At 75.1% G+C, this 23,389-nt stretch carries 21 protein-coding genes; 15 read left to right on the top strand and 6 right to left on the bottom strand.

The window, feature by feature from the left end:
* Window positions 1-54 precede the first annotated feature (54 nt).
* Window positions 55-1,716 (bottom strand): class I adenylate-forming enzyme family protein, encoded by a 1,662-nt coding sequence (locus ABTY56_RS32695; protein ID WP_350632996.1) that lies wholly within the window; start codon window positions 1,714-1,716, stop codon window positions 55-57.
* A gap of 180 nt (window positions 1,717-1,896) precedes the next feature.
* Here ABTY56_RS32695 and ABTY56_RS32690 point away from each other — a divergent pair, with 180 nt between their 5' ends.
* Window positions 1,897-3,108: a nucleotide disphospho-sugar-binding domain-containing protein gene (locus ABTY56_RS32690; RefSeq protein WP_350632995.1), complete on the top strand. Its 1,212-nt coding sequence runs from the start codon at window positions 1,897-1,899 to the stop codon at window positions 3,106-3,108.
* Between the two features lie 94 nt (window positions 3,109-3,202).
* On the opposite strand, the gene ABTY56_RS32685 is transcribed toward ABTY56_RS32690, so the two are convergent.
* Window positions 3,203-4,255 carry an acyltransferase domain-containing protein gene (locus ABTY56_RS32685; RefSeq protein ID WP_350632994.1) on the bottom strand — a complete coding sequence of 351 codons (1,053 nt, stop codon included), beginning with the start codon at window positions 4,253-4,255 and terminating at the stop codon, window positions 3,203-3,205.
* A 390-nt stretch (window positions 4,256-4,645) separates the two neighbouring features.
* Here ABTY56_RS32685 and ABTY56_RS32680 point away from each other — a divergent pair, with 390 nt between their 5' ends.
* Window positions 4,646-5,677, top strand: coding sequence for a ketoacyl-ACP synthase III family protein (locus ABTY56_RS32680; RefSeq protein WP_350632993.1), 1,032 nt, complete (start codon window positions 4,646-4,648; stop codon window positions 5,675-5,677).
* A gap of 58 nt (window positions 5,678-5,735) precedes the next feature.
* Here the strand turns inward: ABTY56_RS32680 and ABTY56_RS32675 are convergent, their stop codons facing one another.
* Window positions 5,736-7,361, bottom strand: coding sequence for an FAD-dependent monooxygenase (locus tag ABTY56_RS32675; protein WP_350632992.1), 1,626 nt, complete (start codon window positions 7,359-7,361; stop codon window positions 5,736-5,738).
* Between the two features lie 352 nt (window positions 7,362-7,713).
* On the opposite strand from ABTY56_RS32675, the gene ABTY56_RS32670 reads away from it, so the two are divergent.
* Window positions 7,714-8,448: an SDR family oxidoreductase gene (locus ABTY56_RS32670; RefSeq protein ID WP_350632991.1), complete on the top strand. Its 735-nt coding sequence runs from the start codon at window positions 7,714-7,716 to the stop codon at window positions 8,446-8,448.
* A gap of 66 nt (window positions 8,449-8,514) precedes the next feature.
* Here ABTY56_RS32670 and ABTY56_RS32665 read toward each other — a convergent pair whose 3' ends face one another.
* On the bottom strand, window positions 8,515-9,279 hold the full coding sequence (locus tag ABTY56_RS32665) for an SDR family NAD(P)-dependent oxidoreductase (RefSeq protein WP_350632990.1): 765 nt from the start codon (window positions 9,277-9,279) through the stop codon (window positions 8,515-8,517).
* Window positions 9,280-9,535: 256 nt separating this feature from the next.
* On the opposite strand from ABTY56_RS32665, the gene ABTY56_RS32660 reads away from it, so the two are divergent.
* The 5 genes from ABTY56_RS32660 to ABTY56_RS32640 all read left to right on the top strand — a co-directional run bounded on the left by ABTY56_RS32660 (window position 9,536) and on the right by ABTY56_RS32640 (window position 14,822).
* Window positions 9,536-10,138 (top strand): flavin reductase family protein, encoded by a 603-nt coding sequence (locus tag ABTY56_RS32660; protein ID WP_350632989.1) that lies wholly within the window; start codon window positions 9,536-9,538, stop codon window positions 10,136-10,138.
* A 112-nt stretch (window positions 10,139-10,250) separates the two neighbouring features.
* Entirely contained in the window at window positions 10,251-10,844 is a 594-nt protein-coding gene (locus ABTY56_RS32655; protein WP_350632988.1) for a TetR/AcrR family transcriptional regulator, read from the top strand.
* Window positions 10,845-11,020: 176 nt separating this feature from the next.
* Window positions 11,021-12,700: an MDR family MFS transporter gene (locus ABTY56_RS32650; protein WP_350632987.1), complete on the top strand. Its 1,680-nt coding sequence runs from the start codon at window positions 11,021-11,023 to the stop codon at window positions 12,698-12,700.
* A gap of 276 nt (window positions 12,701-12,976) precedes the next feature.
* A complete protein-coding gene (locus ABTY56_RS32645; RefSeq protein WP_350632986.1) occupies window positions 12,977-13,777 on the top strand; it encodes an AfsR/SARP family transcriptional regulator in 801 nt (266 codons plus the stop codon).
* A gap of 1 nt (window position 13,778) precedes the next feature.
* Window positions 13,779-14,822 (top strand): SDR family NAD(P)-dependent oxidoreductase, encoded by a 1,044-nt coding sequence (locus tag ABTY56_RS32640; protein WP_350632985.1) that lies wholly within the window; start codon window positions 13,779-13,781, stop codon window positions 14,820-14,822.
* Window positions 14,823-14,844: 22 nt separating this feature from the next.
* Here ABTY56_RS32640 and ABTY56_RS32635 read toward each other — a convergent pair whose 3' ends face one another.
* On the bottom strand, window positions 14,845-15,132 hold the full coding sequence (locus ABTY56_RS32635; protein ID WP_350632984.1) for a DUF6059 family protein: 288 nt from the start codon (window positions 15,130-15,132) through the stop codon (window positions 14,845-14,847).
* 167 nt (window positions 15,133-15,299) lie between these two features.
* Between ABTY56_RS32635 and ABTY56_RS32630 the strand changes: the two genes are divergently transcribed.
* The 4 genes from ABTY56_RS32630 (at window position 15,300) to ABTY56_RS32615 (ending at window position 18,821) form a co-directional block, all read left to right on the top strand.
* Window positions 15,300-15,707: a DUF302 domain-containing protein gene (locus tag ABTY56_RS32630; RefSeq protein WP_350632983.1), complete on the top strand. Its 408-nt coding sequence runs from the start codon at window positions 15,300-15,302 to the stop codon at window positions 15,705-15,707.
* On the top strand, window positions 15,704-16,546 hold the full coding sequence (locus ABTY56_RS32625) for a universal stress protein (RefSeq protein ID WP_350632982.1): 843 nt from the start codon (window positions 15,704-15,706) through the stop codon (window positions 16,544-16,546). Before ABTY56_RS32630 ends, ABTY56_RS32625 begins: the two co-directional genes overlap by 4 nt.
* A gap of 339 nt (window positions 16,547-16,885) precedes the next feature.
* Window positions 16,886-18,250 carry a diacylglycerol/lipid kinase family protein gene (locus ABTY56_RS32620; protein ID WP_350632981.1) on the top strand — a complete coding sequence of 455 codons (1,365 nt, stop codon included), beginning with the start codon at window positions 16,886-16,888 and terminating at the stop codon, window positions 18,248-18,250.
* On the top strand, window positions 18,243-18,821 hold the full coding sequence (locus ABTY56_RS32615; RefSeq protein WP_350632980.1) for a phosphatase PAP2 family protein: 579 nt from the start codon (window positions 18,243-18,245) through the stop codon (window positions 18,819-18,821). Before ABTY56_RS32620 ends, ABTY56_RS32615 begins: the two co-directional genes overlap by 8 nt.
* Before the next feature lie 235 nt (window positions 18,822-19,056).
* On the opposite strand, the gene ABTY56_RS32610 is transcribed toward ABTY56_RS32615, so the two are convergent.
* A complete protein-coding gene (locus ABTY56_RS32610; protein WP_350632979.1) occupies window positions 19,057-20,676 on the bottom strand; it encodes an ADP-ribosyltransferase domain-containing protein in 1,620 nt (539 codons plus the stop codon).
* Window positions 20,677-20,965: 289 nt separating this feature from the next.
* Between ABTY56_RS32610 and ABTY56_RS32605 the strand changes: the two genes are divergently transcribed.
* The 3 genes from ABTY56_RS32605 to ABTY56_RS32595 all read left to right on the top strand — a co-directional run bounded on the left by ABTY56_RS32605 (window position 20,966) and on the right by ABTY56_RS32595 (window position 23,389).
* A complete protein-coding gene (locus ABTY56_RS32605; RefSeq protein ID WP_350632978.1) occupies window positions 20,966-21,652 on the top strand; it encodes a macro domain-containing protein in 687 nt (228 codons plus the stop codon).
* Window positions 21,653-21,879: 227 nt separating this feature from the next.
* Window positions 21,880-22,476: a DUF1349 domain-containing protein gene (locus ABTY56_RS32600; RefSeq protein ID WP_350632977.1), complete on the top strand. Its 597-nt coding sequence runs from the start codon at window positions 21,880-21,882 to the stop codon at window positions 22,474-22,476.
* Between the two features lie 43 nt (window positions 22,477-22,519).
* Window positions 22,520-23,389: an N-acetylglucosamine kinase gene (locus ABTY56_RS32595; RefSeq protein WP_350632975.1), complete on the top strand. Its 870-nt coding sequence runs from the start codon at window positions 22,520-22,522 to the stop codon at window positions 23,387-23,389.

The following is a 23,389-nucleotide window of genomic DNA, read 5'->3' as shown; positions in this document are numbered from 1 at the left end:
CGGGGCCGGCCCGGCGACCGAACGGTGGTCGCCGGGCCGGCCCCGTGTCCGCCCTCACCCCCGGCCGGCCGCCCGGGTCACCTCCAGCGGTCCCTCCGGGGAGGGCTCCGGCAGGTCGCGGCCGTGCACCGCGTCCCGGATCTCCCGCCGCTGGACCTTGCCGTTCTGCGAGCGCGGGATGCCCTCCACCACCTCCACGTACCGCAGGTGCTGGTAGTACGGCATCCGCGCGTTCGCGCCCCGCACCGCCGCCAGCGCCGCCCCGGCCTCGTCCGCGTACGGCTTCGCGAGCACCACCAGCGCGTACGCCACCGAGCCGCTGAAGCGGTCCGGGCGGTCGACCACCACGCTGTCCGCGACCTCGGGCCGCTGCCGGAGCACCCCCTCGACCTCGGTCGGCGACACCAGCCAGTTGTCGCACTTGAAGACGTCCTTGATCCGGTCGACGACGAACAGGCGGCCGTCCTCGTCCGTGTAGCCGATGTCGCCGGTCGAGAACCAGCCCTCGACGTCCAGGTGCGCGCCGGGCTCGGCGCCCAGGTACCCCTTCATCAGCTGCGGCCCGCGGACCTGGATCTCGCCCCGCTCCCCCACCGGGAGCTCCGCCCGGGTGTCCACGTGGACGATCCGCGACTCGGTGCCGGCCGACGGCGGCCCGCAGGAGCCGGCGCGCGGGTCGTCCAGCCGGTCGAAGTGCGTCTGCGGGGACGCCTCGGCCAGCCCGTAGCCCTGGACCACCGGCACCGCGAAGCGGGCGGTCAGGCCGCGGGTCGCCTCCGGCGGCAGGGCCGAGCCGCCGGAGAGGATCGCGCGCAGCGTCGGGACCGCCCCCTCCGCCGCGGGATCGGCCGCCAGGCGGGACAGCCGCATCGGCAGGCTGTAGTAGTGCGTGACGGCGCCCGCGCGCGCGGCGGCGAGCGAGCCGGGCACGTCCGGGTCGGTCCACAGCAGCTGGGTCGCGACGGCCTGCACCGCGGCGTTGAGGTGCATCAGGTGGTACGTCGGCAGGTAGTTGAAGACCACCGAAGCGGCGTCCAGGCCGTGCGCGTGGGCGGTCTGCGCCGCGTTGACGGTCAGGTTGCGGTGGGTCAGCTCGACCGCCTTGGGCGCGCCGGTGGTGCCGCTGGTGAACAGCAGGTTGGCGACCGTCCCGGGATCCGCCGCGGCCTCCGGGAGCGGGCGCCCGGCCGCGGCGGCCAGCACCTCGGCCAGGGCCGGCACGCCCTCCTCCCCCGTCGCGCCGGAGGTCAGCAGCACCGTCTCCAGCCCCGGCAGGCGGTCGCGGACGGTGCGCACCCGCCGGTACACCTCGGGCGTCAGCACCGCCGTCCGCGCCCCCGAGGTGGCCAGCACGTGCACCAGGGCGTCCTCCCGCAGCAGCGGGTTGACCAGCGCGGCGACCCGGCCGGCCCGCGCCGTCCCGTAGTACGCGACCGGGAAGGCCGGGGACAGTTCGGCCGCGACCGCCACCACGGCGTCCGGACCGGGCGTCAGGGCGTGCAGGGCGGCCGCGAAGGCGTCGGCCTGCCGGTCGAGCTCGCCGAAGGTCAGCACCGACCCGTCGGGGGTGCGCAGCGCGGCGCGGTCCGGGGCCAGGGCCGCCGCGCGGCTCAGCAGGTGGTCCACCCGGGGGCCGCCGAGCCGGTCCGCGATCGTCGCCAGCGGGGCGCCGGCCACGGCGCTGCCCCGGCGGGCAGGTGGGCTGGACGTGGTCAAAGGTCTTCTCCTCCGTCCGGTGGGTGCGACCCGCACCCGGGTACCGGGACGGTGGCAGGCCTCCTTGGGGCACGGGTTGAGGCCCGTTCGAGCGGACGCGCCCCCTCGACCGGGCCGCGATCGGACCGGTCCAGGCTGACCGGCGCACGTCCGAGCAGAACCGACCGATGGGAGTAGCGGATGCGCGTGTTGTTCGTGGCCACCGCAGGGGCGCACCTGCCGTGGATCACCCCGCTCAGCTGGGCCTGCCAAGTCGCCGGGCACGAGGTGCTGGTGGCCTCCCGTCCGGCCGCCACCGGGTTCCTCACCGCGGCCGGGCTCACCGTCGCCCCGGTCGGCGACGAGGACGCCATCCGTACCGCGCAGTCCGCCCACCGGGGCCTCGCCTCCACGGGCGGCCCCCGCCACCTGGCCTCCGGCTGGGTCAGCAACCCCGGCCGGCTCGACCGGGAGGCCCGGCGGCTGCTCGGCACCCGGCAGATCACCTCCGCCGACGCGATGACCGACGACCTGGTCGCCCTCGCCCGCGCCTGGCGACCCGACGTGGTCGTGTACGACACCGTCGCGCTGGCCGGACTGGTCACCGCGGCAGCGGTGAAGGTCCCGGCCTTCGGCCACACCTGGGGGTTCTCCTTCGGCTTCGACTTCGAACGGGACGAGGACCTCCGGGGGCCCTTCGCCCGGCTCTTCGAACGCTTCGGCGTCGAGCCCCGGTTCGCGCCGGAGGCCTGGATCGACCCCTGCCCGCAGACCCTGCGCTCGCCGCACCCGGTGCCCTGGGCGCCGATGCGGCTGGTGCCGTACAACGGGCCGCTGGTCCTGCCCGAGTGGCTGCTGGACCGGCCGGAGCGGCCGCGGGTCTGCGTCACCGGCGGGGTGACCACCACCGCCCTGACCGGACTGGTGGGGCGGCTGGCCGAGGGCGTCCGACGGGCCGGGGCCGAGGCGGTCGTCACGGTCGCCGGCCACCACGACGTCTCCGCGGCCGACCTGCCGGACGGCGTCCGGCTGTTGAGCGCCTTCCCGATGAGCACGCTGCTGCCGACCTGCGACGCGGTGGTCCACCACGGCGGGGTCGGCACCGGCATGATCAGCGCGGTCACCGGGCTGCCCCAGCTGGTGGTCCCGCACACCGCGATCCAGGACCACTGGGCGGAGCGGATCACCGAGGTCGGCGCCGGCCTGACCCTGGACGTCCCGGACGGCCCGGACGTCGACGCCGTCGCGGAGGCCGTCACCGCGCTGCTCACCGTGCCCGGCCACCGGGAGAGCGCCGCCCGGCTGCGGGACGAGAACGCCGCCATGCCGGCACCGGCCCGCCTGGTGGGCCTCCTGGAGCGTGCGGTGGCCGAGGGCGGGGTCGTCGGCAGCGAGTTGGTCGTCCGGCCCTGACCGGGCGTCACCGCGCCGGGGCCCGGTCCGCGAGCGGCGGGCCGGGCCCGGCGTGCTCCGCCCCCGCCCCCGCCGGTGCCGCGGCGCGCCGGCGTCAGGCCGGGGCCGCCGCGGCGGGTACCGACCCGTGCCCCTCCGCGCGCAGGAACGCGGCCGCCGCCAGCACCGTCCGCCGGTCGTCGGCGGGCGCGCCGCGCCGGGCCGGCAGGGTGGGAACCGCGGCGCTGCGCCCCGAGGAGACGGCCGGCCGACGGCGGGCCAGCGCGGTGAGGCCCTGCCCCGGGCCGGCCTCGACCAGCACGTACCGGCCGGAGTCCAGCAGGTGGCCGAGGGCGGGCCCGAACAGCACCGGCGCGGCCGGCTGCCCGGCCCAGAACGCCGGGTCGGTGGCCTGTTCGGGCGAGAGCGGCGCGGCCGTGTACCCGGAGAACAGGGTCGGGTTCGGCGCCGACAGCCGCAGGGCGGCCACCGTCGGGAGCGACTGCGCGGCGGCGGCCGCGAGGCTGGGGCTGTGGAAGCCCTGGACCGCCCGGGTGCGCCGGCAGAGGAACCCGTCCGCCCGCAACCCGGCCTCCACCGCGGCGAGTTCGGCCTCCGGCCCGGCCAGCACGCACTGCCTGGCACCGTTGACCACGCCCACCACCACCTGCTCGCTCAGGTACGGTGCCAGCTCCTCGCGCCGGGCGGCGACCGCGAGCATCCCGCCGGGCGGGGCGGTACTGATCCGGGAGATCCGGTCCGTCTGCAGCCGGACCGCGTCCGGGAGGTCCAGCACCCCGGTCAGGACCGCGCCGACCACCTCGCCGACGCTGTGCCCGAGCACCGCCGCCGGCCGGACCCCCCAGCCCAGCACGAGCCGCGCCAGCGCGTGGTCCACGGCGAACAGCAGGGCCTGGGCGCGGGTCACGTCGTCCAGCGGCACCACCGGACGGTCGCTCAGCCAGTCCGCGCGCACCCGGCGGCCCTCGGGGCCCATCAGCTCGAAGACCTCGTCCATCGCGGCGGTGAACACCGGCTCGGCGCCGTACAGGCCCACCGCCATCCCCTCGTACTGCGCGCCCTGGCCGGGCAGCAGCAGCACCACCGGACGCGGTCCGGAGCCCTGGTCCGCTGCGGGGGCGGTGGTCCGGCCGGGGAGTGTCGTCATCGCGTTCCGTCCTTCCAGAGGTTGTCCGCCGATGCTGACCACGCCGGGTCGAGGCCCTCTCGACCGGCGTTCGTCCGGCGTTCGACCCGCACCGTCCGGCCTCGAACGACGCTCCACCCGAGGTCGAAGCACCCGGCACAGGATGGGTCCCGACCGACCCGGGCGGAACCCGCGGGACGGTCGACGGAGGACGATCACCGGGCGCGCGCCACAAGCCGCCGGCCGGCCTCGTCCTGGCCGACCACCACGGCACGGTGCCGGACCGGCGGGGCCGACAGCGCCCACCGTCCCGGTCCGGCACCCCGCCCCACCGGCACCCCCGCCCCCGGCGCGGCGACCCGCCACTGCATCGACACATCGCCGCGTCGACACATCGACATCGGAGTGAGGATGAGGTTCGAGGGCCTGTACGTCGCGGGCGCCGCCCTCCATCTGCCCCCGCCCGTGGCCGTGCGCGACGCCGTCCGCGCGGGCTGGTGCGAGCCGGAGCTGGAGTCGTCCACCCGGATGGTGTCGGTGCGGGTCTCCGACACGCTCTCGGCACCCGAGATGACCGTCCGGGCGGCGCGCGCCGCGCTGCGCTCGGCCGGGCGCGATCCCGCCGACCTCGCGCTGCTGCTGCACGCCACCGCCTACTACCAGGGGCTGGACGAGTGGCCGGCCCCCTCCTTCGTGCAGCGGGAGGTCGCCGGGTCGAGCCACTGCCCGGCGATGGAGGTGCGGCAGATGTCCAACGGCGGCATGGCCGCGCTGGACCTCGCCTGCCACTACCTGGACGGCGCCGCCGAGGACCGGGCCGCGCTGCTGACCGCCGGGGACCGCTTCTGCCCGCCCGGGTTCGACCGCTGGCGCACCGACCCGGGGACCTTCTACGCGGACGGCGCGGCCGCCGTGGTGGTCACCCGCCAGCCCGGCTTCGCCCGGATCGTCGCGCTGGTGTCGCACTCCGAGCCCGGCCTGGAGGGCATGCACCGGGGTGACGACCTGTTCTCCGACGCGCCGTTCACCCACCGCCGGCCGATCGACATGGGCGTCTGGCAGAAGGCCTTCATCGCCCGGCACGGCATGCCGTACACGGCCGCGCGGGTGTCCCGCGGCGGACGCACCTCCCTGGAGACGGTGCTCGCCGAGGCCGGGGCGTCCCTCGCCGACATCGACCACTTCGTGCTGCCCAACCTGGGCCTGCACCGGCTGGACTCCGGCTACTTCCGCCGCTACGGGATCCCCGTGGAGCGCTCCACCTGGGAGTGGGGCCGGACGGTCGGCCACCTGGGGCCCGCCGACCAGTTCGCCGGGCTCGCCCGGCTGTGGCAGGACGGCCGCCTGACGCCGGGGCAGCGGGTGCTGCTGCTGGGCGTGGGCGCCGGGTTCACCTGGTCCGGCGCCGTCCTGGAGGTCCTGGCGCCGGCCGACGGCCGCTGAGGCACGTCGAAGCGGCCGGCCCGGTCTCCCGGGCCGGCCGCTTCGGCGTGCGAGCCCGTCAGGGCCCGGTACGCGCGAGCAACCGGCCCAGCACCTGGGCCAGTTCGGCCTCCAGTGCGGCGCCGCCCCGCCCGCCGTGGTCGACCGAGCGCCAGGCGACGAAGCCGTCCGGCCGGACCAGGGCGGCCCCCGCGTGACCGAGGTGGTAGCGGGCGCCCCAGTCGCCGTCCGGGTCCGTCAGGTCGGTGCCGATCCGGTGGGCGGCGAACGGTGCCGCCAGCCGGGCGGCGGCGCGGGTGCCGGCCTCGGCCCAGGGGGTGCCGTCGCGGCCGGCAAGGAGGACGAAGCGGTCGCCGAAGAGGTCCAGCGTGGAGAGATCCGTGCCTTCGCGCCGCAGCCGTACGTGCGGCGCCCGGGTGCCGGCGAGTCCGGCCAGTTCGGAGGGCTCGCACGGGTCGCTGCCCGCCGGCGGACCGCCGATCACCGCCGTCGAGCGGTAGTGGTAGCCGAAGGTCAGGGCGAGCGGCGAGTAGCCGCCGCCCGCACCGTCGGCGCGGCTGCGCTCGTGCTGCTTGGCGGCGGAGAAGGCGCAGGTGGTCTCGGCGACCGGCTGCCGTTCCGGCTCGTAGGAGTCCAGCAGGTCGGGGCCGGCCCAGCCGTTCAGCACGGCGGCGAGCTTCCACACCAGGTTGTGCGCGTCCTGGACGCCGGTGTTGGCGCCGAAGCCGCCGGCGGGGGACACCACGTGGGCGGCGTCCCCGGCCAGGAAGACCCGCCCGTCCCGGAACCGGTCGGCCACCCGGGCGGCCAGCTCCCAGCCCTGGACCGGCCGGGAGGCGCCGTCCAGGGTGGGGACGATCCGCGCGTCGAGCGTCGGGTCTCCGGTGGCCGTGCGGACCAGTTCCAGGCAGCGCTCGGGGGTGAAGTCGTCCAGGTGCTCGCCGTGTTCGGGGTGGTACGGCACCATCAGCAGCCAGCGGTCCTGGCGTTCGAACATGGCCAGCAGGGTGCCCGCCTCGGGCCGGTCGATGTAGCAGACCGAGATCCGCCGACCGCGGAGCAGGGCGGTGAGGTCGGCCTCGAAGACGATGTTGGCGACGTGGTGGAGCACGCCGGGCCCGTGGGTCGCGATGCCGAGGGCCTGGCGGACCGGCGACCGGTGTCCGTCGGCGCCGATCAGGTAGCGGGCACGGACCCGGTGGCGGCGGCCGGTCCCGGTGGACTCGATCAGCGCGGTCACACCGTCCGGGTCCTGCTCGAACTCCCGCATCCGGGTGGAGAACCGGATGTCGGCGCCGAGCTTGCGGCCGTGCTCCAGGACGAGCGGTTCCAGCACCTGCTGGTCCACGAAGGCGGGTTCGCACGGGCTGAGGTGCGCCACCGAGCCGGGGGCCTCGCGCCGGACCCGGTAGACCTCCCGGCCGGCCAGCGTCTCGACCCGGGCCAGCTCCGGGTAGCGCTCGAACACCGACGGCGGCGCCGCCCGGATCACCGCTTCCAGGCCGCAGGCGCGGTAGAGCTCCATGGAGCGGGAGTTCATCACCCGGCCGCGGGGCAGCACCGAGGTGCCCGGATGCCGTTCGACCACCATCGTGGTGATGCCGTGGCCGCGCAGGAAGGCGGCCGCCGACAGCCCGACGAGGCCACCCCCGACCACGAGCACCGAAACTTCTTCGTCGTCCATGACTCTCCCTCGTCCGACCGTGGGCAATGGCTGGCGCGGACGCCGGTGCCGCTCGCGCGCCCGCGCTCCCACACCCTGGCCGGTCCGCCTCGAACGGTGCTGGAGAACGTGCCGGTGAACGGTGCCGGGGGACAGGGCCGGTGAACGGCTGCGCACCCCGGCTCCCGGAAGCTCGGCCGCCCGACCCTACCGGCCGACTCCCCGCTGCCGACAGGCCTGCGGCCGGGGCGAGTTGGGCCGGTCCGACGAGCCGCCTTCCAGCCGTTCTCCAACCGCGCCCGATACTGCTGAGCGCTCGGGAAACAGGGGAAGGACCCCGGGGAAGCCGGGGACGTCGGGAAGGGGACCGAGAATGACGCGATCGAACGGGCGACGGGTGCTGGTGACGGGAGCATCACGCGGGATCGGGGCGGCGATCGCCCGGGCGGTGGCCACCGACGGCGGGCGGCTCGCCCTGCTGGCCCGCCCCTCGGCGGAGTTGGACGGCCTGGCGGCCGAACTCGGCGCGGTGGCGGTCGGCGTGGACCTGGCCGACCCGGACGCGGCCCGGGCCGCGGTGGGCACGGCCTGCGCGGAGCTCGGCGGGCTGGACGTCCTGGTCAACAACGCGGGGGTGTTCCCGCTGGGCCACGTCCGGGACGGCGATCCGGCGGACTGGCGGGCGATGGTCGACCTGAACGTCCTCGGGCTGCTGTCGGTCACCCGGGCGGCGATTCCGGCCCTGCTCTCCGGGGATCACCCGCAGATCGTCAACATCGGTTCCACGGCCGGGCGTTCGGTGGCGCACGCGATCCAGGGCGTGTACGCGGCGACCAAGCACGCGCTGGTCGCGATCAGCGACGGACTGCGGATCGAGCTCGCCGGGGACGGCGTCCGGGTCACCCTGGTGTCGCCCGGCGCGGTGCACACCGGGGGCAGCGAGCGGATCCGGGACGAGGCGCTGCGCGGGGCGCTGGCCAAGGTGCAGGAGGCGGTCGGCCTGGATCCGGCGGAGGTGGCGGAGCAGGTGCTGCACGTGCTGCGCGCCCCGGCCGGGGTGCACCTGACCGAGCTGACGGTGCTCTCCACGCGGGAGCGACTGGGCTGAGGGGAAGGCGACGTGCGGGGCGGTCGGGCGAGCCGACCGCCCCGCCCGCCTGCTCGACGAGGGCACTCAGCGACCGCCCGCGACGGTCAGCACCTCTCCGGTGATGTTGCCGTTGGCCCCGGAGCAGACGAACAGCACGGCGTTGGCGACGTCGGCGGGCGCGCTCAGCCGGCCGCTCGCGGTCCGCGCGGTCTCCTGCTCGCGCACCGCGGCGGGCAGGCCGGTGAGGGCCCGCTCGGTCAGGGTGAGCCCGGGGCAGACCACGTTGACCAGGATGCCGTCCGCCCCGGCGTCCCAGGCCAGGCTGCGGGCGAAGCCGTGCAGTCCGGACTTGGCCGCGCCGTAAAACTCCTGGCCCCGGTGGCCGTCGACCGCCACGTGCGAGGAGAGCAGGGCGATCCGGCCCCAGCCGCGGCGCCGCATGCCGGGCACCACCAGCTGGGCGAGCCGCAGCGTCGGCGCGAGGTTCTGCTGCACCACGGGTTCCCAGTCCTCGACGGCGACGTCCTCGAAGCGCACCCCCGGGGCCCGGCGGCTGCCCATCATCCGTACGGCACTGGTGACCAGGACGTCGATGTCCGCCCAGCCGTCGCCGGCGGCGGCGAGTTCGTCGAGCGTGCGCTCGGGCTCGGTGAGCGCGTAGCGCACGGCCCGCGCCCGGCCCTTGGCCGCGCCCAGCTCCTCGGCGAGTTCGGCGGCCTCGTGCTCCTTGCTGTGGTAGCCGATCAGGACCCTGGCGTCCTCGGCGGCGAAGGCCCGCGCGATCTCCCGCCCGATCCCTCCGGTCGCACCGGTCACCAGGACCACCCGGTCCGCGACTGCGAGTTCCACGCTGCCTCCTTGCGGCCCGGCCGGGCCGGCTCCTGAAGGACCGGCGGAGGGCCGGCCCGCCGCGAGCCTGACCGGCCCGCCTGGAGGGCGGTTCGAGACCGGCCCACCCGGTCGACCCCCTCCCCGCGAGGACGTCGGCCGAGCGGGGCGTCCGCCGGGGTTCGAACCCGGGTCGAGACGGCTCTGCCAGCCTCGCCGCCATCCGCGCGGCCGCGACGGCCGGTCGCGGGACCGTACCCGAGGACTGGGAGGAAGCATGAGCACCGAGACCGGGAGCCGGCACACCGACGGGCGGGTGCTGCGGATCGACTACGACGGCAGCGGACCGCACGTGGACGACAGCGTGTTCCGCTCGATCATGGCCACGCTGCCCACCGGGGTGACCGTCATCACCACGCTCGACGAGGAGGACCGCCCCAAGGGCCTGACCTGCAGTGCGGTGTGCAGCGTCTCCGCCCGCCCGCCGCTGCTGCTGGCCTGCCTGGACAACCGCAGCACCGTGCTGACTGCGGTCCTGGCGCGCGGCGCCTTCGTGGTCAACGTGCTGCGCGAGCGCGGCGAGGGGGTCTCCAACCTGTTCGCCTCCCGGACCGGCGACCGCTTCGGCGCGACGCCGTGGCGGGCGAGCCCGGTGACCGGCCTGCCGTGGATCGAGCGGCACGCGATCGCGCACGCGGAGTGCCGGCTGGCGGGCGCCGTCCGGGCCGGCGACCACACGGTGCTGGTGGGAGCGGTCGTCGACGGCACCGCGCACCAGGGGCTGTCCACCCCGCTCATGTACTGGCGCAGCCAGTACGGGACGTGGCCCGCCCAGCCGGACGAGGCGTCCGCCGCGATCACCCTGGCCGCGGAGGGCTGAACCCGGCACACCCTCGTGCATTGCACTCACTGCAAAATTTGCATAATCCGATGGAAGTGCAACCTCTGCACTTCTTGCAGGATGCGCCAAGATTGCATAGAGTGCAGTGGTGATGAGTGCATCCGATCAACGCAGAGAACGCCAGAAGGCGGCCAAGAGACATGCGATCACGCTCACGGCCGTCCGACTGGTCCTCGACAAGGGCCTCGACGCGATGACCGTCGAGGCCATCAGCGAGGCCGCCGACATCAGCCCCCGGACGTTCTTCAACTACTTCTCCAGCAAGGACGAGGCCCTCCAGATGCGACCGTCCTGGTCGGCCGTGTCCCTGACGGCGCTCTTCCAGGACCGCCCCGCCGACGAGCCGGTGTTCCGCTCGATGCGCGTGGTGGCCAAGGAGATCGCCGACTCGTTCGTCCCGGCGCGCGAGGAGTCCGAGCTCTGGCGCGAACTGTGGCGCCGGCACCCCGAACTCCTGGCCAAGCGCAGCCCGGAGGGCGAGGAGGAGATCTTCCGGAGCCTCATCCTGGCGGTCGCCGAACGCACCGGCACCGACCCGATGAAGGACAGCTACCCGAGCGTCGTGGTCACCTCGGCGTTCTCGGTGATCCAGTGGGCGGTCCGCTTCTCCTGGATCAACGAGGACGGCCGGACCACGGCCGACCTCATCGACGAGGCCTTCGACCTGCTCGAACGCGGCCTCTGAGCCCGCCGGATCCACCGGCCCCGCACGGCCGGTCGGACCCGCCGGACCAGCACGACCCGCCGGACCAGCACGACCCGCACGACCCGCGCCCCACCGCAGCTGCACCGCTCCCCACTGCTTGTCGGCACCACCCCAGACCACCGTCCTCCGTGACCAGCCGCACCAAGGAGCCACCCGTGCCACCAACAGCTGGCGACGCCGCCCGGAGCCCCCTGAGCCGCCGCCAACTGGCCGTCGTGATGGCGGCCCTGTTACTGTCCATGTCCCTCGGCGCGCTGGACCAGACCGTGGTCGCCACCGCGCTGCCCGCGATCGTCGGGGATCTGCACGGCCTCAAGTACACCTCGTGGCTGTTCACCGCCTACATCCTCGCCTCGGGCATCTCGACCCCCATGTACGGGAAGCTGGCCGACCTCTACGGGCGGCGCAAGCTCTACCTGTTCGCCCTGGTCGCGTTCCTCACCGGCTCGGCCCTCGCGGGCGCCGCCCAGTCGATCTTCCAGCTCATCGCCTTCCGGGCGATCCAGGGCGTGGGCGCCGGCGGCCTCATGGTGCTGACCCTGACGATCATCGCCGACATCGTGCCCACCCGTGAACGCGGCAAGTACATGGGCCTGTACGGCGCCGTCCTCGGCCTGTCCTCGGTGGCCGGCCCGCTGATCGGCGGCTACTTCGTCGACCACACCACCTGGCGCTGGGTCTTCTACATCAACCTGCCGCTCGGCCTGGTCGCACTCGCCGTGGCCGGCACCGCGCTCAAGCTGCCGGCGCGCAACCGCGGCGGGAAGATCGACTACGCCGGGTTCGTCATGCTGGCCGGCGCGCTCACCTGCCTGGTGCTGGCCACCTCCTGGGGCGGCACCAAGTACGCCTGGTCCTCCACCACGATCCTCGGACTGTTCGCGGGCATGGCGGTCTTCGTCGCCGCCTTCGTCGCGGCCGAGCGGTACGCCCCCGATCCGCTGATCCCGCTGCGGCTGTTCACCGTCCGCACGGTGGTGCTCGCCTGCCTGGCCAGCATGCTGGTCTTCACCTGCGTCAACGGCCTGGCCACCTTCATCCCGATGTTCCTGCAGCTGGTCACGGGCATCACCGCCACCAACACCGGGCTGCTCACCCTGCCGCTGATGGTCGGCCTGATGTTCTCCTCCGTCGTCGGCGGCAACCTGATCACCAAGACCGAGCGCTACAAGTGGTCCCCCATGGTGGGTGCCGTGATCGGCGCGCTCACCATGTTCCTGCTCTCCACGATGAACGAGCACACCGGCTGGTGGCTGCTCGCCGTCTACGTCACCATCCTCGGCGCCGGCCTCGGCCTGATGATGCAGCCCCTGGTGATCGCCGTCCAGGTCACCGTCGAACGCCGCGACCTCGGCGTCGGCACCGCGACGGCGGCGTTCTCCCAGCGCATCGGCGGTTCGATCGGTCTCGCCGCGCTCGGCGCCCTCTTCGCCCACCAGTACGAGCACGGCCTGGCCAAGCACCTGACGGCCGCCCAGGTCGCGGCCGTGCCGTCCGACGGCTCGGTGTCGCCGACCGTGGTGGAGGCCCTGCCGCCGGCGATCCGGGACGGCCTGCGGCTCGCGTTCAGCGACGCCCTGACCGACGTCTTCTTCTGGCTCACCCCGGTGATGGTGGGGGTTCTGATCATCTCCGCCTTCCTCAAGAACGTCCACCTCGACCAGAGCGTCCCGCTGGGCGAGTTCGCCCACCTGGACCTCGACGAGGACGACGAGGGCGGCGACTCCGCCACCTCCGAGGGCTCCTCCCCCGACCCCGACCACCAGGTCGACGCCGTCGACGTGCCCGCCCAACCGGGCGAATACGAAGGAGGATTGACGCATCGTCAGACCTGACGGCACGCGTCGATCCCGAGAAGCCGGCCGCGGCGCGGCCGCCCAGCACCCACCCGTCACCCCCGTACGGGTGATCGCACAGCGACCGCGCCGCGCGCCATCTCACTTCAGTGACATCGCCGGATACCCCGAAGGTGGGTGTCCGGCGCCCCATTGGAAGCATTCGCCTTGAGCGTTCCCCGACAACGCTCCTAGGGTCCTGATCGCAGGCCGGCCACCAAAACGGGCCGGCCACCCGCGTTCATGAGGATTCAGCCGACCGGCGAGGAGCTTCCCATGGATTTCAAGGTATTGGGACCACTGGAAGTAAGCCACCTGGGTTGCCCGCGGACCCCCAGCCCCCCGAAGACCCGTCAGCTGCTGGCCCTGCTGCTCCTGCGGGTCAACCAGGTGGTGAGCCTGGACTCCATCATCACCGAGCTGTGGGACGACCGCCCGCCGCGGAGCGCGGTCACCACCGCCCAGACGTACATCTACCAGCTCCGAAAAGCCTTCGCCGCCGAAGTCGGCGAAGAGGCGGCCGGGCACATGATCTCCACCGTCCTCCCCGGCTACGTCCTGCGGATCGACGAACGGCAGCTCGACGCGCCCCGGTTCGACCGGCTCGTCGAGGAGGCCCGGCTGCTGACCGAGGACGGCGAACCGCTCCGGGCCGCCGGACTCCTGGCGGACGCCCTGGCGATGTGGCGCGGGCCGGCCCTGTCCAACGTCAGCTGCGGCCCCGTACTGGCGAGTTACGCCACCCACCTCGAGGAGCGGCGGATCAGCGCCCTGGAGGCCAGGGTCCGCACCGACATGGAACTCGGGCGCCACCGCCGGCTCGTGGCCGAGCTGCAGACCCTGGTGAGCACCTACCCTTTCAACGAGTGGTTCCACACCCAGCTGATCCTGGCGCTGAACCGCTCCGGCCGGCGCGGCGACGCCCTCAACGCCTACCAGCGGGTGCGGCGGCTGCTCGGCGAGGAGCTGGGGCTCGACCCGTCGGCGGAGCTCCAGCGCGTCCACCAGCAGGTGCTGCGGGTGGACGGGCCCGCGGTCCAGCGGATGCCGGTCGGCTCCGGCGCCAGGAGGGGCTGACGTGCGGCCCGTCACCTCACCCGTCGCCTCGCCCGTCTCGTCGCACGCAGCCGCGTCCGCCACGTCCCCCGTCGCCTCGCCCGCGTCCCCCGTCGCCTCGCCCGGACCGGCGGCGCCCGCCCCCACGGCCCTGGACGTGGTCTCCGGCCACGACCTGACCGGTCGCACCGCGGTGGTCACCGGCGGGGCCTCTGGCATCGGCCTGGAGACCGCCCGCGCCCTCGCCCTGGCCGGCGCCCGGGTGGTCATCGGCGCCCGCTCCCCACGGACCGCCGAGGCCGTCGCGGCCGACCTGCGGAAGGGCACCGGGAACCCGGCCGTCACCGTCGCGGCGCTGGACCTCCGATCCCTGCGCTCGGTAAGGGAGTTCGCGGACGGCCTGCTGCGCCACGGCGACCCCGTCCACCTGCTGGTCGCCAACGCGGGCGTCATGGGCCTGCCCCTCGGCCGCACCGCCGACGGCTTCGAGACCCACCTCGGCGTCAACCACCTCGGCCACTTCGCGCTGGCCGTCCGGCTGCTGCCCGCACTGCGCTCGGCCGGGCACGCCCGGGTGATCGCGGTGGGCTCCAGCGCGCACCACCTCGGCGGACTGGACCTCGACGACCCGCACTTCGAGCGCCGCCCGTACGACCCGTACCTCGCCTACGCCCAGTCCAAGACCGCCAACGCGCTGTTCGCCGTCGCCCTCACCGGGCGGTACCGGGCGCACGGCGTGCTCGCCAACACCGTCAGCCCCGGCGCCGCCCTCACCGGACTCCAGCGCCACCTCAGCACCGAGACCAAGCTCGCGGTCGGCCTGGTCGGGCCGGACGGCACGCCCGACCCGCGCCTGCGCACGGCGGCCCAGGGCGCGGCCACCTCGGTGTGGGCGGCGGTCGCCCCGGAGCTGGCGCAGACCGGCGGGGCCTACCTGGAGGACTGCGCCGTCGCCGGCCCGTGGCACGGAACGGCGCCGGCCCGGGGCTACCTCCCCGCGGCCCTCGACCCGGAGCGCGCCGACCGGCTCTGGGAGCTCTCCGCCGCCCTGGTGGGCGCGGACTGACCGCGGCCCACCGCCACCCCGCTCAACCAGCCGACCGCCGGCCCTCACCCCGACCGGGCGGCTCCGGGAGTGTGGTGAGCTCCCGGAACAACCGCAACTCCACCTCGCTCAAAGGCAGTTCCGGGCAGAGTCGCTCGGGGTGCCCCGGGGCGGGACCGCGCAGCCGCCGCGGCTCCGGCACCTCCGCCGGAGCCGCGGCGGCGCGTGCGGCGGCCTCGTACATGTCCGCCCCGCCGAGCAGCTTCAACCCCGACCACAGCCACCCCACCAGTGCGCCCAGGGCCCGCAGCACCCAGCACAGAGCGATCACGTCCGCCTCCTGTCGGCGTCCCGTCCAGCGGGCAGCCAGCGTGCCCGCCCGGCCTCAAGCCCGCCTGGAGGCACCGGGCCGGCCGGACCGGCCCCGTGCGGCCGGGCCCGGAAGGCGCCGGGCCCGGCCGCCGCCGATACTGGGGCCGCGACCCCCGGGAGGAACCAATGGACTACGGGATCGGCGTACGGCTCGACCGGCCGTTCACGCAGACGGTGGAGGCGGTCACCGCCGCCCTCAAGGAACAGGGCTTCGGCATCCTGACCACCATCGACATCCGGGCGACCCTGCGCGAGAAGATCGGCGCCGAGATCGAGGACTACCTGATCCTCGGCGCCTGCAACCCCGCCCTCGCCCACCGCGCGCTCGAGGCCGACCGCCGCATCGGGCTGCTGCTGCCCTGCAACGTCGTCGTCCGCGCCGACGGCGACGCCACCGTGGTGGAGGCCGTCGACCCGCAGACACTGATCGCGCTGGCCGGCCCGGACGGCGGGCTGGACAACGTCGCGGACGAGGCGGCCCGGCGGCTGGGCGCAGCGCTCGACACCCTGCGCCGATCAGCGAGCGGGCCGTGACCGGGCCCGTCGTCGCGGGCTTCGACGGCTCACCCGAGAGCGTCGCCGCCACCGCCTGGGCCGCCCGCGAGGCGCAACGCCGCGACTGCCCGCTGCGACTCCTCCAGGCCCGGCCCCGACCGAAGCGGAACGCGGCCGACGACGAGCGGACGCGCCGGCACGCCGTGGAGCGACTCGCCTCCCGCGAGGCCGAGTTGCGCGCCCTCGTCGAGGTCCCGGTCAGCTCCTCGCTGGTCCCCGACGCCCCGGCCGGGGCGCTGGAGGACGCCGCCCGCGACGCCGCCCTGCTCGTGCTCGGCTCCCGCGGCCTGGGCGCCGTCCGCGGCTTCCTGGTCGGCTCGGTGAGCCACGAGGTACTGCGCCGGGCCGGCTGCCCGGTGGTGCTGGTCCGCTTCGGCGAGGACGAACCGGACGGCCCGGTCCTGGTCGGCCTCGACCTCGCCCACCCGATGGACGAGGTGCTCGCCTTCGCCTTCGACGCGGCCGCCCGGCGCTCGGCCCGGCTGCACGTGGTGCACGTCTGGTCGCCGCCGGTCGGCAGCGAGTACATGGCCTTCGACGCGATCGGCGGCATGGAGAGCGAGCTCTCCTCCGTCGAGCAGACCCGCTTCACCGAACTGCTGGAGCCCTGGCGGGCCCGCTACCCCGACCTGCACGTGACGACCGACCTGATCCGGGGCAGTGCCGCCGTGGCCCTCGTGGACGCCGCCGGAGCCGCCCGGCTGCTCGTCGTCGGACGACGCGTCCGGCGCACCCTGCTCGGCGCCCACCTCGGCCCGGTCGCCCACGCCGCGATCCACCACGCCCACTGCCCGGTCGCCCTCGTCCGGCACGCCTGACCACACCCCACACCCCAGGCCGAACCGTCCGCCCGCCACTCCCCTCCCGTGGCACCGGCCCGACCCCCGACAGGCCGCCGTCGCCTCGCGGACGCCGCGTCCCGGCGCACCCTGGTCCGCGCCCGCCCCGGCCCGGTCGCACCGCCCGCCCTTCGCCTCCTCTGGTGCGACCTGCCCCGGTGGCTCACCCGGACAGCCTGGCCGGGATGCCCGCCGCGGTGGGAGTGCGCAGGCTGCTGGCACGGACCGGGCCGCGTCGGCGAACCCGGGACACGGCTCAGGGAGGACGACATCGACGGGACGCGGCAGGTGGGCCCCGGCGGGGACGGGACGGCACGGGTGCTCGCGCGGTGCGCGCTGCTGGCCGCGGTCGGTGCCGTGGTCGTGCTGCTGATCGCACTGGGCGAGGGCGGTCTGGCAGTGGTGGTGATCGGCTTCCTGGTGCTGGTCGTCTGGGCGGCCGGCGCCTGGTGGTTCCTGGCCCACCGCGGCGCCCCGCGGCTGGTCGGGGGGCTGCTCACGATCGCCGCGCCGGTCGGCCTCGTGGTGCTGTTCGCCTACCACGACCTGTGGCCGACGGCGCTGGTGCTGTTCCTCTGCTGGGGCGCGGCGCTGGCCCTGGCCCGGACGGCGCTGCGCCGCGCGCGCCCGAGCGGGGCGAAGCCGGCGGTCCCCGCCGCCCGGCCGGTGCGGCCGGTGCTGATCATGAACCCGAAGTCGGGGGGCGGGAAGGTCGGCCGCTTCGGCCTGGTCGAGCGGGCCGAGCAGCTCGGTGCCCGGGTCGTCCTGCTCGATCCCGCCGTGCACGCCGACGTCGCCGCACTCGCCCGCGAGGCGGTGGCCGACGGCGCCGACCTGCTCGGCGTCGCGGGCGGCGACGGCACCCAGGCCCTGGTCGCGGCCGTCGCCGCCGACCACGGCCTGCCGTTCCTGGTGATCTCCGCCGGCACCCGCAACCACTTCGCCATGGACCTCGGCCTCGACCGGTCCGACCCGTCCCGCTGCCTGGACGCGCTGACCGACGGCGAGGAGCTGCGGATCGACCTCGGCGAGGTCGCCGGCCGGCCCTTCGTCAACACGGTCTCCTTCGGGGTGTACGCGGACGTCGTGCAGCGCCCCGAGTACCGCGACGCCAAGGCGGGAACGGCGCTGAACCTCCTGCCGGACCTCCTGGTCGGCGAGGGGGTGCGGCGCGTCGACGCCCGGATCGAGGGCGGCACCGTCGCGACGCTCTCCGCCCAGCAGGCGCTGCTGATCAGCAACAACCCGTACGGCTCCCCCGACGACCTCGAGAGCGGCGGCCGTCGCTCCCGGCTCGACAGCGGCCTCCTCGGCGTCACGGGCATCCGGGTGGAGGGCGCGGCACAGGCCGCGGAACTGGCCGTCCGGGGCTCGCAGGCCACCGGGTTGACCGTGCTGACCGCGCGCCGGGTCGAGGTGACGTCCGAGGAGGCGGAGATCCCGGTGGCCGTCGACGGTGAGGCGCTGCGGATGCCCACGCCGGTGGTGTGCGCGCTGCGCGCGGGCGCGCTGCGGGTGCTGGTGCCGCGTGACCGTCCCGGCGTCGTGCTCGCCCGGCCGCGGGTGGACTGGCGGCAGCTGGCCACGCTCGCGTTCAGCCGCGGCACGCCGGACCCCGGGGCACGGGACACGCGGGGCGGGGACGGCGACGGACGGGACGGCAGGGGGCGGTCCCGTGTCTGACCGGAACGCCTCCGCGGCGGCCGTCCTCGCCGACCTGCGCGCGATCGACGGCGCCCTGTACGCGGCCGTGGCCGCCACCCCCACCCCGGCCCTGGACGCCGCACTGCGACGGCTGTCCCGTACGGCGGACCACTCGAAGATCTCGCTGACCGTCGCTGCCGGCCTCGCCCTCCTGCCCGGCCGGCCCCGGCAGGCGGCCGCGGTCGGGGTCGCCGCCGTCGCCCTGGCCTCGGCGGCGTCGAACCTGCTCGGCAAGCAGCTGGTCCGCCGGCGGCGGCCCGACCGGGAGGAGGCCCGGGTGGTCGCGGCCCGGCACGTGCCGATGCCGAAGTCGGCCTCGTTCCCGTCCGGCCACACGGCCTCGGCGACGGCCTTCGCCACCGCCGTCGGCGTGGTGCTGCCCCCGGCGGCGGTGCCGCTCGGGGCGCTGGCGGTCGCCGTCGGCTACTCCCGCGTCCACACGGGCGTGCACTACCCGGGCGACGTCGCGGCCGGCGCGGTCCTCGGCTTCGCGGCCGCGGCGGCGGCCCTGGCCGTCGGGCACGTGCCGCGGCGGCGCGGCGGGAGCTGAGCGGCCCGCCCGAGCAGCCCTCCGAACCCTCCGAACCCTCCGAACCCTCCGAACCCTCCGAACCCTCCGAACCCTCCGAACCCTCCGAACCCTCCGAGCCCTCCGAACCCTCCGAGCGGACGAGCAGCCCTGAACTCGGTGACGTCACTGACTCGGTCAGGCAATCCGGAGGCGGGAGAGCGTGCAGGCGAGGACGGGGCGAGGGCGAGGGCGCAGGCGCGCGCCCCGGACCGGTTCAGGACACCAGGGGCGCCTCCGCCAGCTCGGTCAGCGTCACGGTGCACAGCCCGCCACGCTCGGTCCGGACGTCCGTGACCTCCAGCTGCGTGCCCGGCAGCAGGATGAACTCCTCCTCGCCGGTGAAGGCCGAGAAGTTCTGGATGCCGGTGGCCCTGGACGGGCGCACCTCGAAGAGCGTCCGCTTGCCACGGCTGCCGAGGAAGGCCTGCGCAACGCCGAGCTTGGACGTGCAGGAGGAGACGCCCCACCACGTCACCGTCTTGCCGAGCGGGTACTGCCGGCGCAGGTCCAGCGAGACCCCGCGCCAGAGCGGCTCGGTGCGGACGGGCAGCCGCGACACCGCCGCGAACAGCAGCCGCAGGTACGGGAGGTAGGGCACCAGCCGGGTGCGGTCGGGCGAGCGCAGGACGGCGTTGATCTCCCGGTAGAACGCGGACTCGCAGGTGTACAGGTACAGCGCGGCGATCTCGTCGGCCGACGGGCCGGTGCCCGCCTCGTCCGCCCGCCGCTTGCCGAACTCGTGCGACAGCTCGACGTGCCGGTCCAGACCGCGCAGCACCTCGGCGACCGGGCCCGCGGCCTCCCGGAAGCCCATCAGCGGAGTGTCGAACACGCCGGTGATGGCGGGCAGGACGAGGCCCTCGTCCTTCACGCTCGCGAGGCGGTCCAGGTAGAGCTGGTGCAGCTCCATGGTGGAGGCGATGAAGGCGCCCATCCGCTCGGCGACCGCGCCGTCCGCGCCGCCGCCGTCGGCCGACTGCGCGTTCCAGCCGGTGCTGGGCAGCCAGTCCACCTGCTCGGCGCCGAGTGCGGCGAGCGCGGCGTTCACCGTCGCGAAGTGCTCGCCGTCGCAGAAGATGTCGCCCTGCGCGGCCGGGTTGGCGTGGTCGAGGTGCCGGACCTCGACCTCGGGGTACTTCTTCTGCAGCCGCAGCACGACGTTCTTCAGGTTGCGCGCGTGCGCGCCCCACCACGCGAAGACCACGTAGCGGTCCTCCTCCGGGCCCTGCTGCTTCGCCCGGAGGATCTCCTCGACGATCCGCTCGGCGACCGGCCGCCAGAACGCGGTGTGCTGGTCCGGCCCCATCGCGCCGTCGCTGCTGGCGGTCAGCGCCGCGTTCAGCAGCAGCACGCCCTGGGTGAGCATCGCCTGGAACCACTCCGGCGGCTGGACGGTCTCCTTCTCCTTCAGCAGCGCCCGTATGTCGGCGATCGGCGTCTTCTTGGCGATGCCGTACTTCCACATCGCCGCCGCCTTGATGATGCACCGGATGCTCACCACCCGGCCGAACTTGCTGTCCTTCCAGTCGTGGAAGGTATTGTCGAACATCGCGATGCCGGTGGCGCTCTCCGGCCGCGGGTACGGGTTCTGGCCGAAGACCACGACCTTCCACTTGTGCGGCGCGTGCGGCTTGAGCGCCTGGAAGGTCAGCTCGCGGACGGGGACGACGTCCGGGCCGCGGCCGGGGCCGATGAACGAGGCCGCGCCGGGCTGGGCCTCGATGACCGGCTTCAGCAGCGGGAGCCAGGGCTCGCCGCCGCCCGTGAACAGCTCCGCGAGGGCGAGCGGGTCGCTCGGGTCGGGCTGGATGGCGGGGGTGTCGGCAGCGCTCATGGTGGTGCCCCAAGACTGTGAGGCGGCCCGGTCGGTCGGGGCCGCACGAATGGCAGGCGAAAGGGATGTGACGGCCAGTCGGCTTCCCTGGCGGACACCACAGTCCTACCAGCCGGCACCGACAGTCCGTCGCCCGTCGACGGCAGCGGTCCGTGCCGGTCGACGGCGACGGTCCGGTCCGTCGGACGGCGACCCCGGCGGCGGCCGGCGGGCACCGACGGACTGTCAGTGCCGCGGGCTAGCTTCATGGACGTCAGCAGGAACAGACCCGACCGACAGGAGCCCCAGCATGACCACGGACCGCACGCAGTCGCCGCTCAAGGTGGTGTTGACCGACCTCAACGCGACGGTGGTCGAGTCGTGGCGCTCGGCCTTCGCCGACACCCCCGAGGTGGAGATCCACAACGCCTCGATCCTGGCCACCGAGGTCGACGCCTGGGTCAGCCCCACCAACTCCCGCGGCCGGATGGACGGCGGGACGGACGCCGCGATCAAGCGCCACCTGGGCGCCGGCATCCAGCTGCGGGTGCAGCGGGCGATCCGCGAGCGGCACGCCGGCTCGCTCCCGGTCGGCAGCGCGGTGTGCGTGCCGTCCGGCGCCGTCAACCCGCGGTTCCTGATCTCGGCCCCGACGATGCAGACCTCCTCGCAGAACGTGAGCGAGACGCTGAACGTGGCCCTGGCCTGTGCCGCCGCCTTCCAGGCCGTCCACCGGCAGAACCGGCTGGAGCCGGGCTCCGTCCGGTCGGTCGCGCTGGTCGGCATGGGCGCCCAGACCGGGCGGGTTCCGGCCCGGGTCTGCGCCAACCTGATGTGGACGGGCTACACCCTCTTCAACGACCACCACTTCGAGGACGACGACGACCTGCGCGCCACCGTCCTCGCCCAGCTGGACGACATCGAGCGGGCGCCCGTCACCGAGCGGGTCCGCATCGCGCCGCCCGCACGCCGCGGCTCCCCGGGCCGCCGAGCCTGACGAATCGTCAATCCGCCTCGCCCGCCCGGCAGGCGTCACGTTCCCACTGCCCGCGACCGCCCGAGCGGCCGGGGTTCCGAAGCGTAAGGAGGACAGCCCGATACCTCCCGTGTTGTTGCCCTGACAAACCTCCCCAAGCCCACCCGGGCGGGTGTTGAATGGCCCTTTCTGAAAGCTTTTTCAGCCACCTGCAGCCATCGGCTGGCAGACCGGAAGGAAGGCCTCCCATGCACCCGCCCCGCGACATCGCCTGGCACGAAGGCAGCTGGCTCAACCAGCCCGAGCGGGCGCGGACCGACGGCACCGACCTCCTGGTCACCGCCCGCGGCCGCAGCGACTTCTGGCGCACCACCAGCTACGGCTTCGTCCGCGACGACGGGCACGCGCTGCTCACCGGCTTCCCGCCGGGCAGCGCGACCGAGGTCACCTTCGTCGCCGACTTCGCCGCCCTCTACGACCAGGCCGGACTGCTGGTCCGGGTCGACCCGCAGACCTGGATCAAGGCCGGGGTCGAGATGAGCGACGGCCTCCCGCACCTGGGTGCGGTCGTCACCCGCGGCGTCTCGGACTGGTCGCTCGCCCCGGTGCCCGAGTGGCACGGCAGAGAGGTCACCGTCAGAGCCAGCCGCAGCGGGGACGCCGTGACGGTCCGCGCCCGCTGCGACGACGGCCCCTGGCGCCTGGTCCGGCTGGCACCGCTGCCGCCGGCGGCACCGGCGGCGGCCGGGCCGTTCTGCGCCTCACCCGAGCGGGACGGCCTGCAGGTCCGCTTCACCCGCTTCGCCCAGGGCCCGGCTGACATGACGCTGCACCTGGCAGACTGACGGCTGATCGACCCAGGGCACGCCCACCCATCGGAGCCACCCCATGACGACCCTGCGCCTCGGCGTCGACGCGGGCGGCAGTCGCACCCGCGCCGTCGTCCTCGACACCGCCGGCACGCCGCTCGGCCGGGGCGAGAGCGGCGGCGCCAACCCCGCCGGGCAGGCCGGGGCCCGCGCCGTCGACCACCTGGCCGCCGCCGTGTCGGCCGCGCTCGGGCCCCGCGACCCGGCCCGGGTCGCGGCCTGCCTGGTCGGCCTCGCCGGGTACCGGGCGCTGCCCGACCCGGACGGCTACGCCGGTCTGGTCCGCACCGCGCTCGGCCTCCACTGCCCGGTCCGGCTCGTCCCGGACACCGTCCCCGCCCTGGCCTGCGGCGGCGTCGCCGACGGCCGGGGCACCGTGCTGATCGCCGGGACGGGCGCGATCTGCGTCCGCCTCGACGGCACCCGCACGCTCGCGCGCAGCGGCGGACTCGGCTGGCTGCTCGGCGACGAGGGCGGCGGCTTCTGGCTCGGCCGGGAGGCGCTGCGGCACGCCCACGCCGACCCGCACGGCCCGCTCGGCACCGCCGTCCGCGCCCACTGCGCCGCCGACTCCCCCGACCGGCTGCTGCGCTGGGCCTACGCCGGCCCGCCGCGTCGGCTCGCCGAACTCGCCCCGCTGGTCTCCCGGCTGGCCGAGGCCGGCGACGCCGCCGCGCTCGCCATCGCCCGCACCGCGGCCGACCACCTGACCGCGCTGGCCCGGGCGACCGCCGTGCCCACCGAACCGCTCGTCCTGACCGGCTCGGTGGCGACCTCACCGGGCCCGATCCGCCGGCACCTGCTCCACGACCTCGCCGACCTCGCCCCGCGGCTGCCGGTCACGGACGCGGCCACCGCCGCCGCCCTCCTCGCCCGGCAGACCCCCTGA

It is taken from the genome of Kitasatospora sp. NPDC097691, from assembly GCF_040302665.1.
Taxonomy (GTDB): domain Bacteria; phylum Actinomycetota; class Actinomycetes; order Streptomycetales; family Streptomycetaceae; genus Kitasatospora.
This window is presented reverse-complemented; position numbering and strand designations above follow the sequence as displayed.

Coding starts and splice junctions, on each gene's coding strand:
- ABTY56_RS32690 (WP_350632995.1), top strand. CDS start 1,897: ATGCGCGTGTTGTTCGTGGCCACCGCAGGGGCGCACCTGCCGTGGATC.
- ABTY56_RS32685 (WP_350632994.1), bottom strand. CDS start 4,255: ATGACGACACTCCCCGGCCGGACCACCGCCCCCGCAGCGGACCAGGGC.
- ABTY56_RS32680 (WP_350632993.1), top strand. CDS start 4,646: ATGAGGTTCGAGGGCCTGTACGTCGCGGGCGCCGCCCTCCATCTGCCC.
- ABTY56_RS32675 (WP_350632992.1), bottom strand. CDS start 7,361: ATGGACGACGAAGAAGTTTCGGTGCTCGTGGTCGGGGGTGGCCTCGTC.
- ABTY56_RS32670 (WP_350632991.1), top strand. CDS start 7,714: ATGACGCGATCGAACGGGCGACGGGTGCTGGTGACGGGAGCATCACGC.
- ABTY56_RS32660 (WP_350632989.1), top strand. CDS start 9,536: ATGAGCACCGAGACCGGGAGCCGGCACACCGACGGGCGGGTGCTGCGG.
- ABTY56_RS32655 (WP_350632988.1), top strand. CDS start 10,251: ATGAGTGCATCCGATCAACGCAGAGAACGCCAGAAGGCGGCCAAGAGA.
- ABTY56_RS32645 (WP_350632986.1), top strand. CDS start 12,977: ATGGATTTCAAGGTATTGGGACCACTGGAAGTAAGCCACCTGGGTTGC.
- ABTY56_RS32630 (WP_350632983.1), top strand. CDS start 15,300: ATGGACTACGGGATCGGCGTACGGCTCGACCGGCCGTTCACGCAGACG.
- ABTY56_RS32610 (WP_350632979.1), bottom strand. CDS start 20,676: ATGAGCGCTGCCGACACCCCCGCCATCCAGCCCGACCCGAGCGACCCG.
- ABTY56_RS32605 (WP_350632978.1), top strand. CDS start 20,966: ATGACCACGGACCGCACGCAGTCGCCGCTCAAGGTGGTGTTGACCGAC.
- ABTY56_RS32600 (WP_350632977.1), top strand. CDS start 21,880: ATGCACCCGCCCCGCGACATCGCCTGGCACGAAGGCAGCTGGCTCAAC.
- ABTY56_RS32595 (WP_350632975.1), top strand. CDS start 22,520: ATGACGACCCTGCGCCTCGGCGTCGACGCGGGCGGCAGTCGCACCCGC.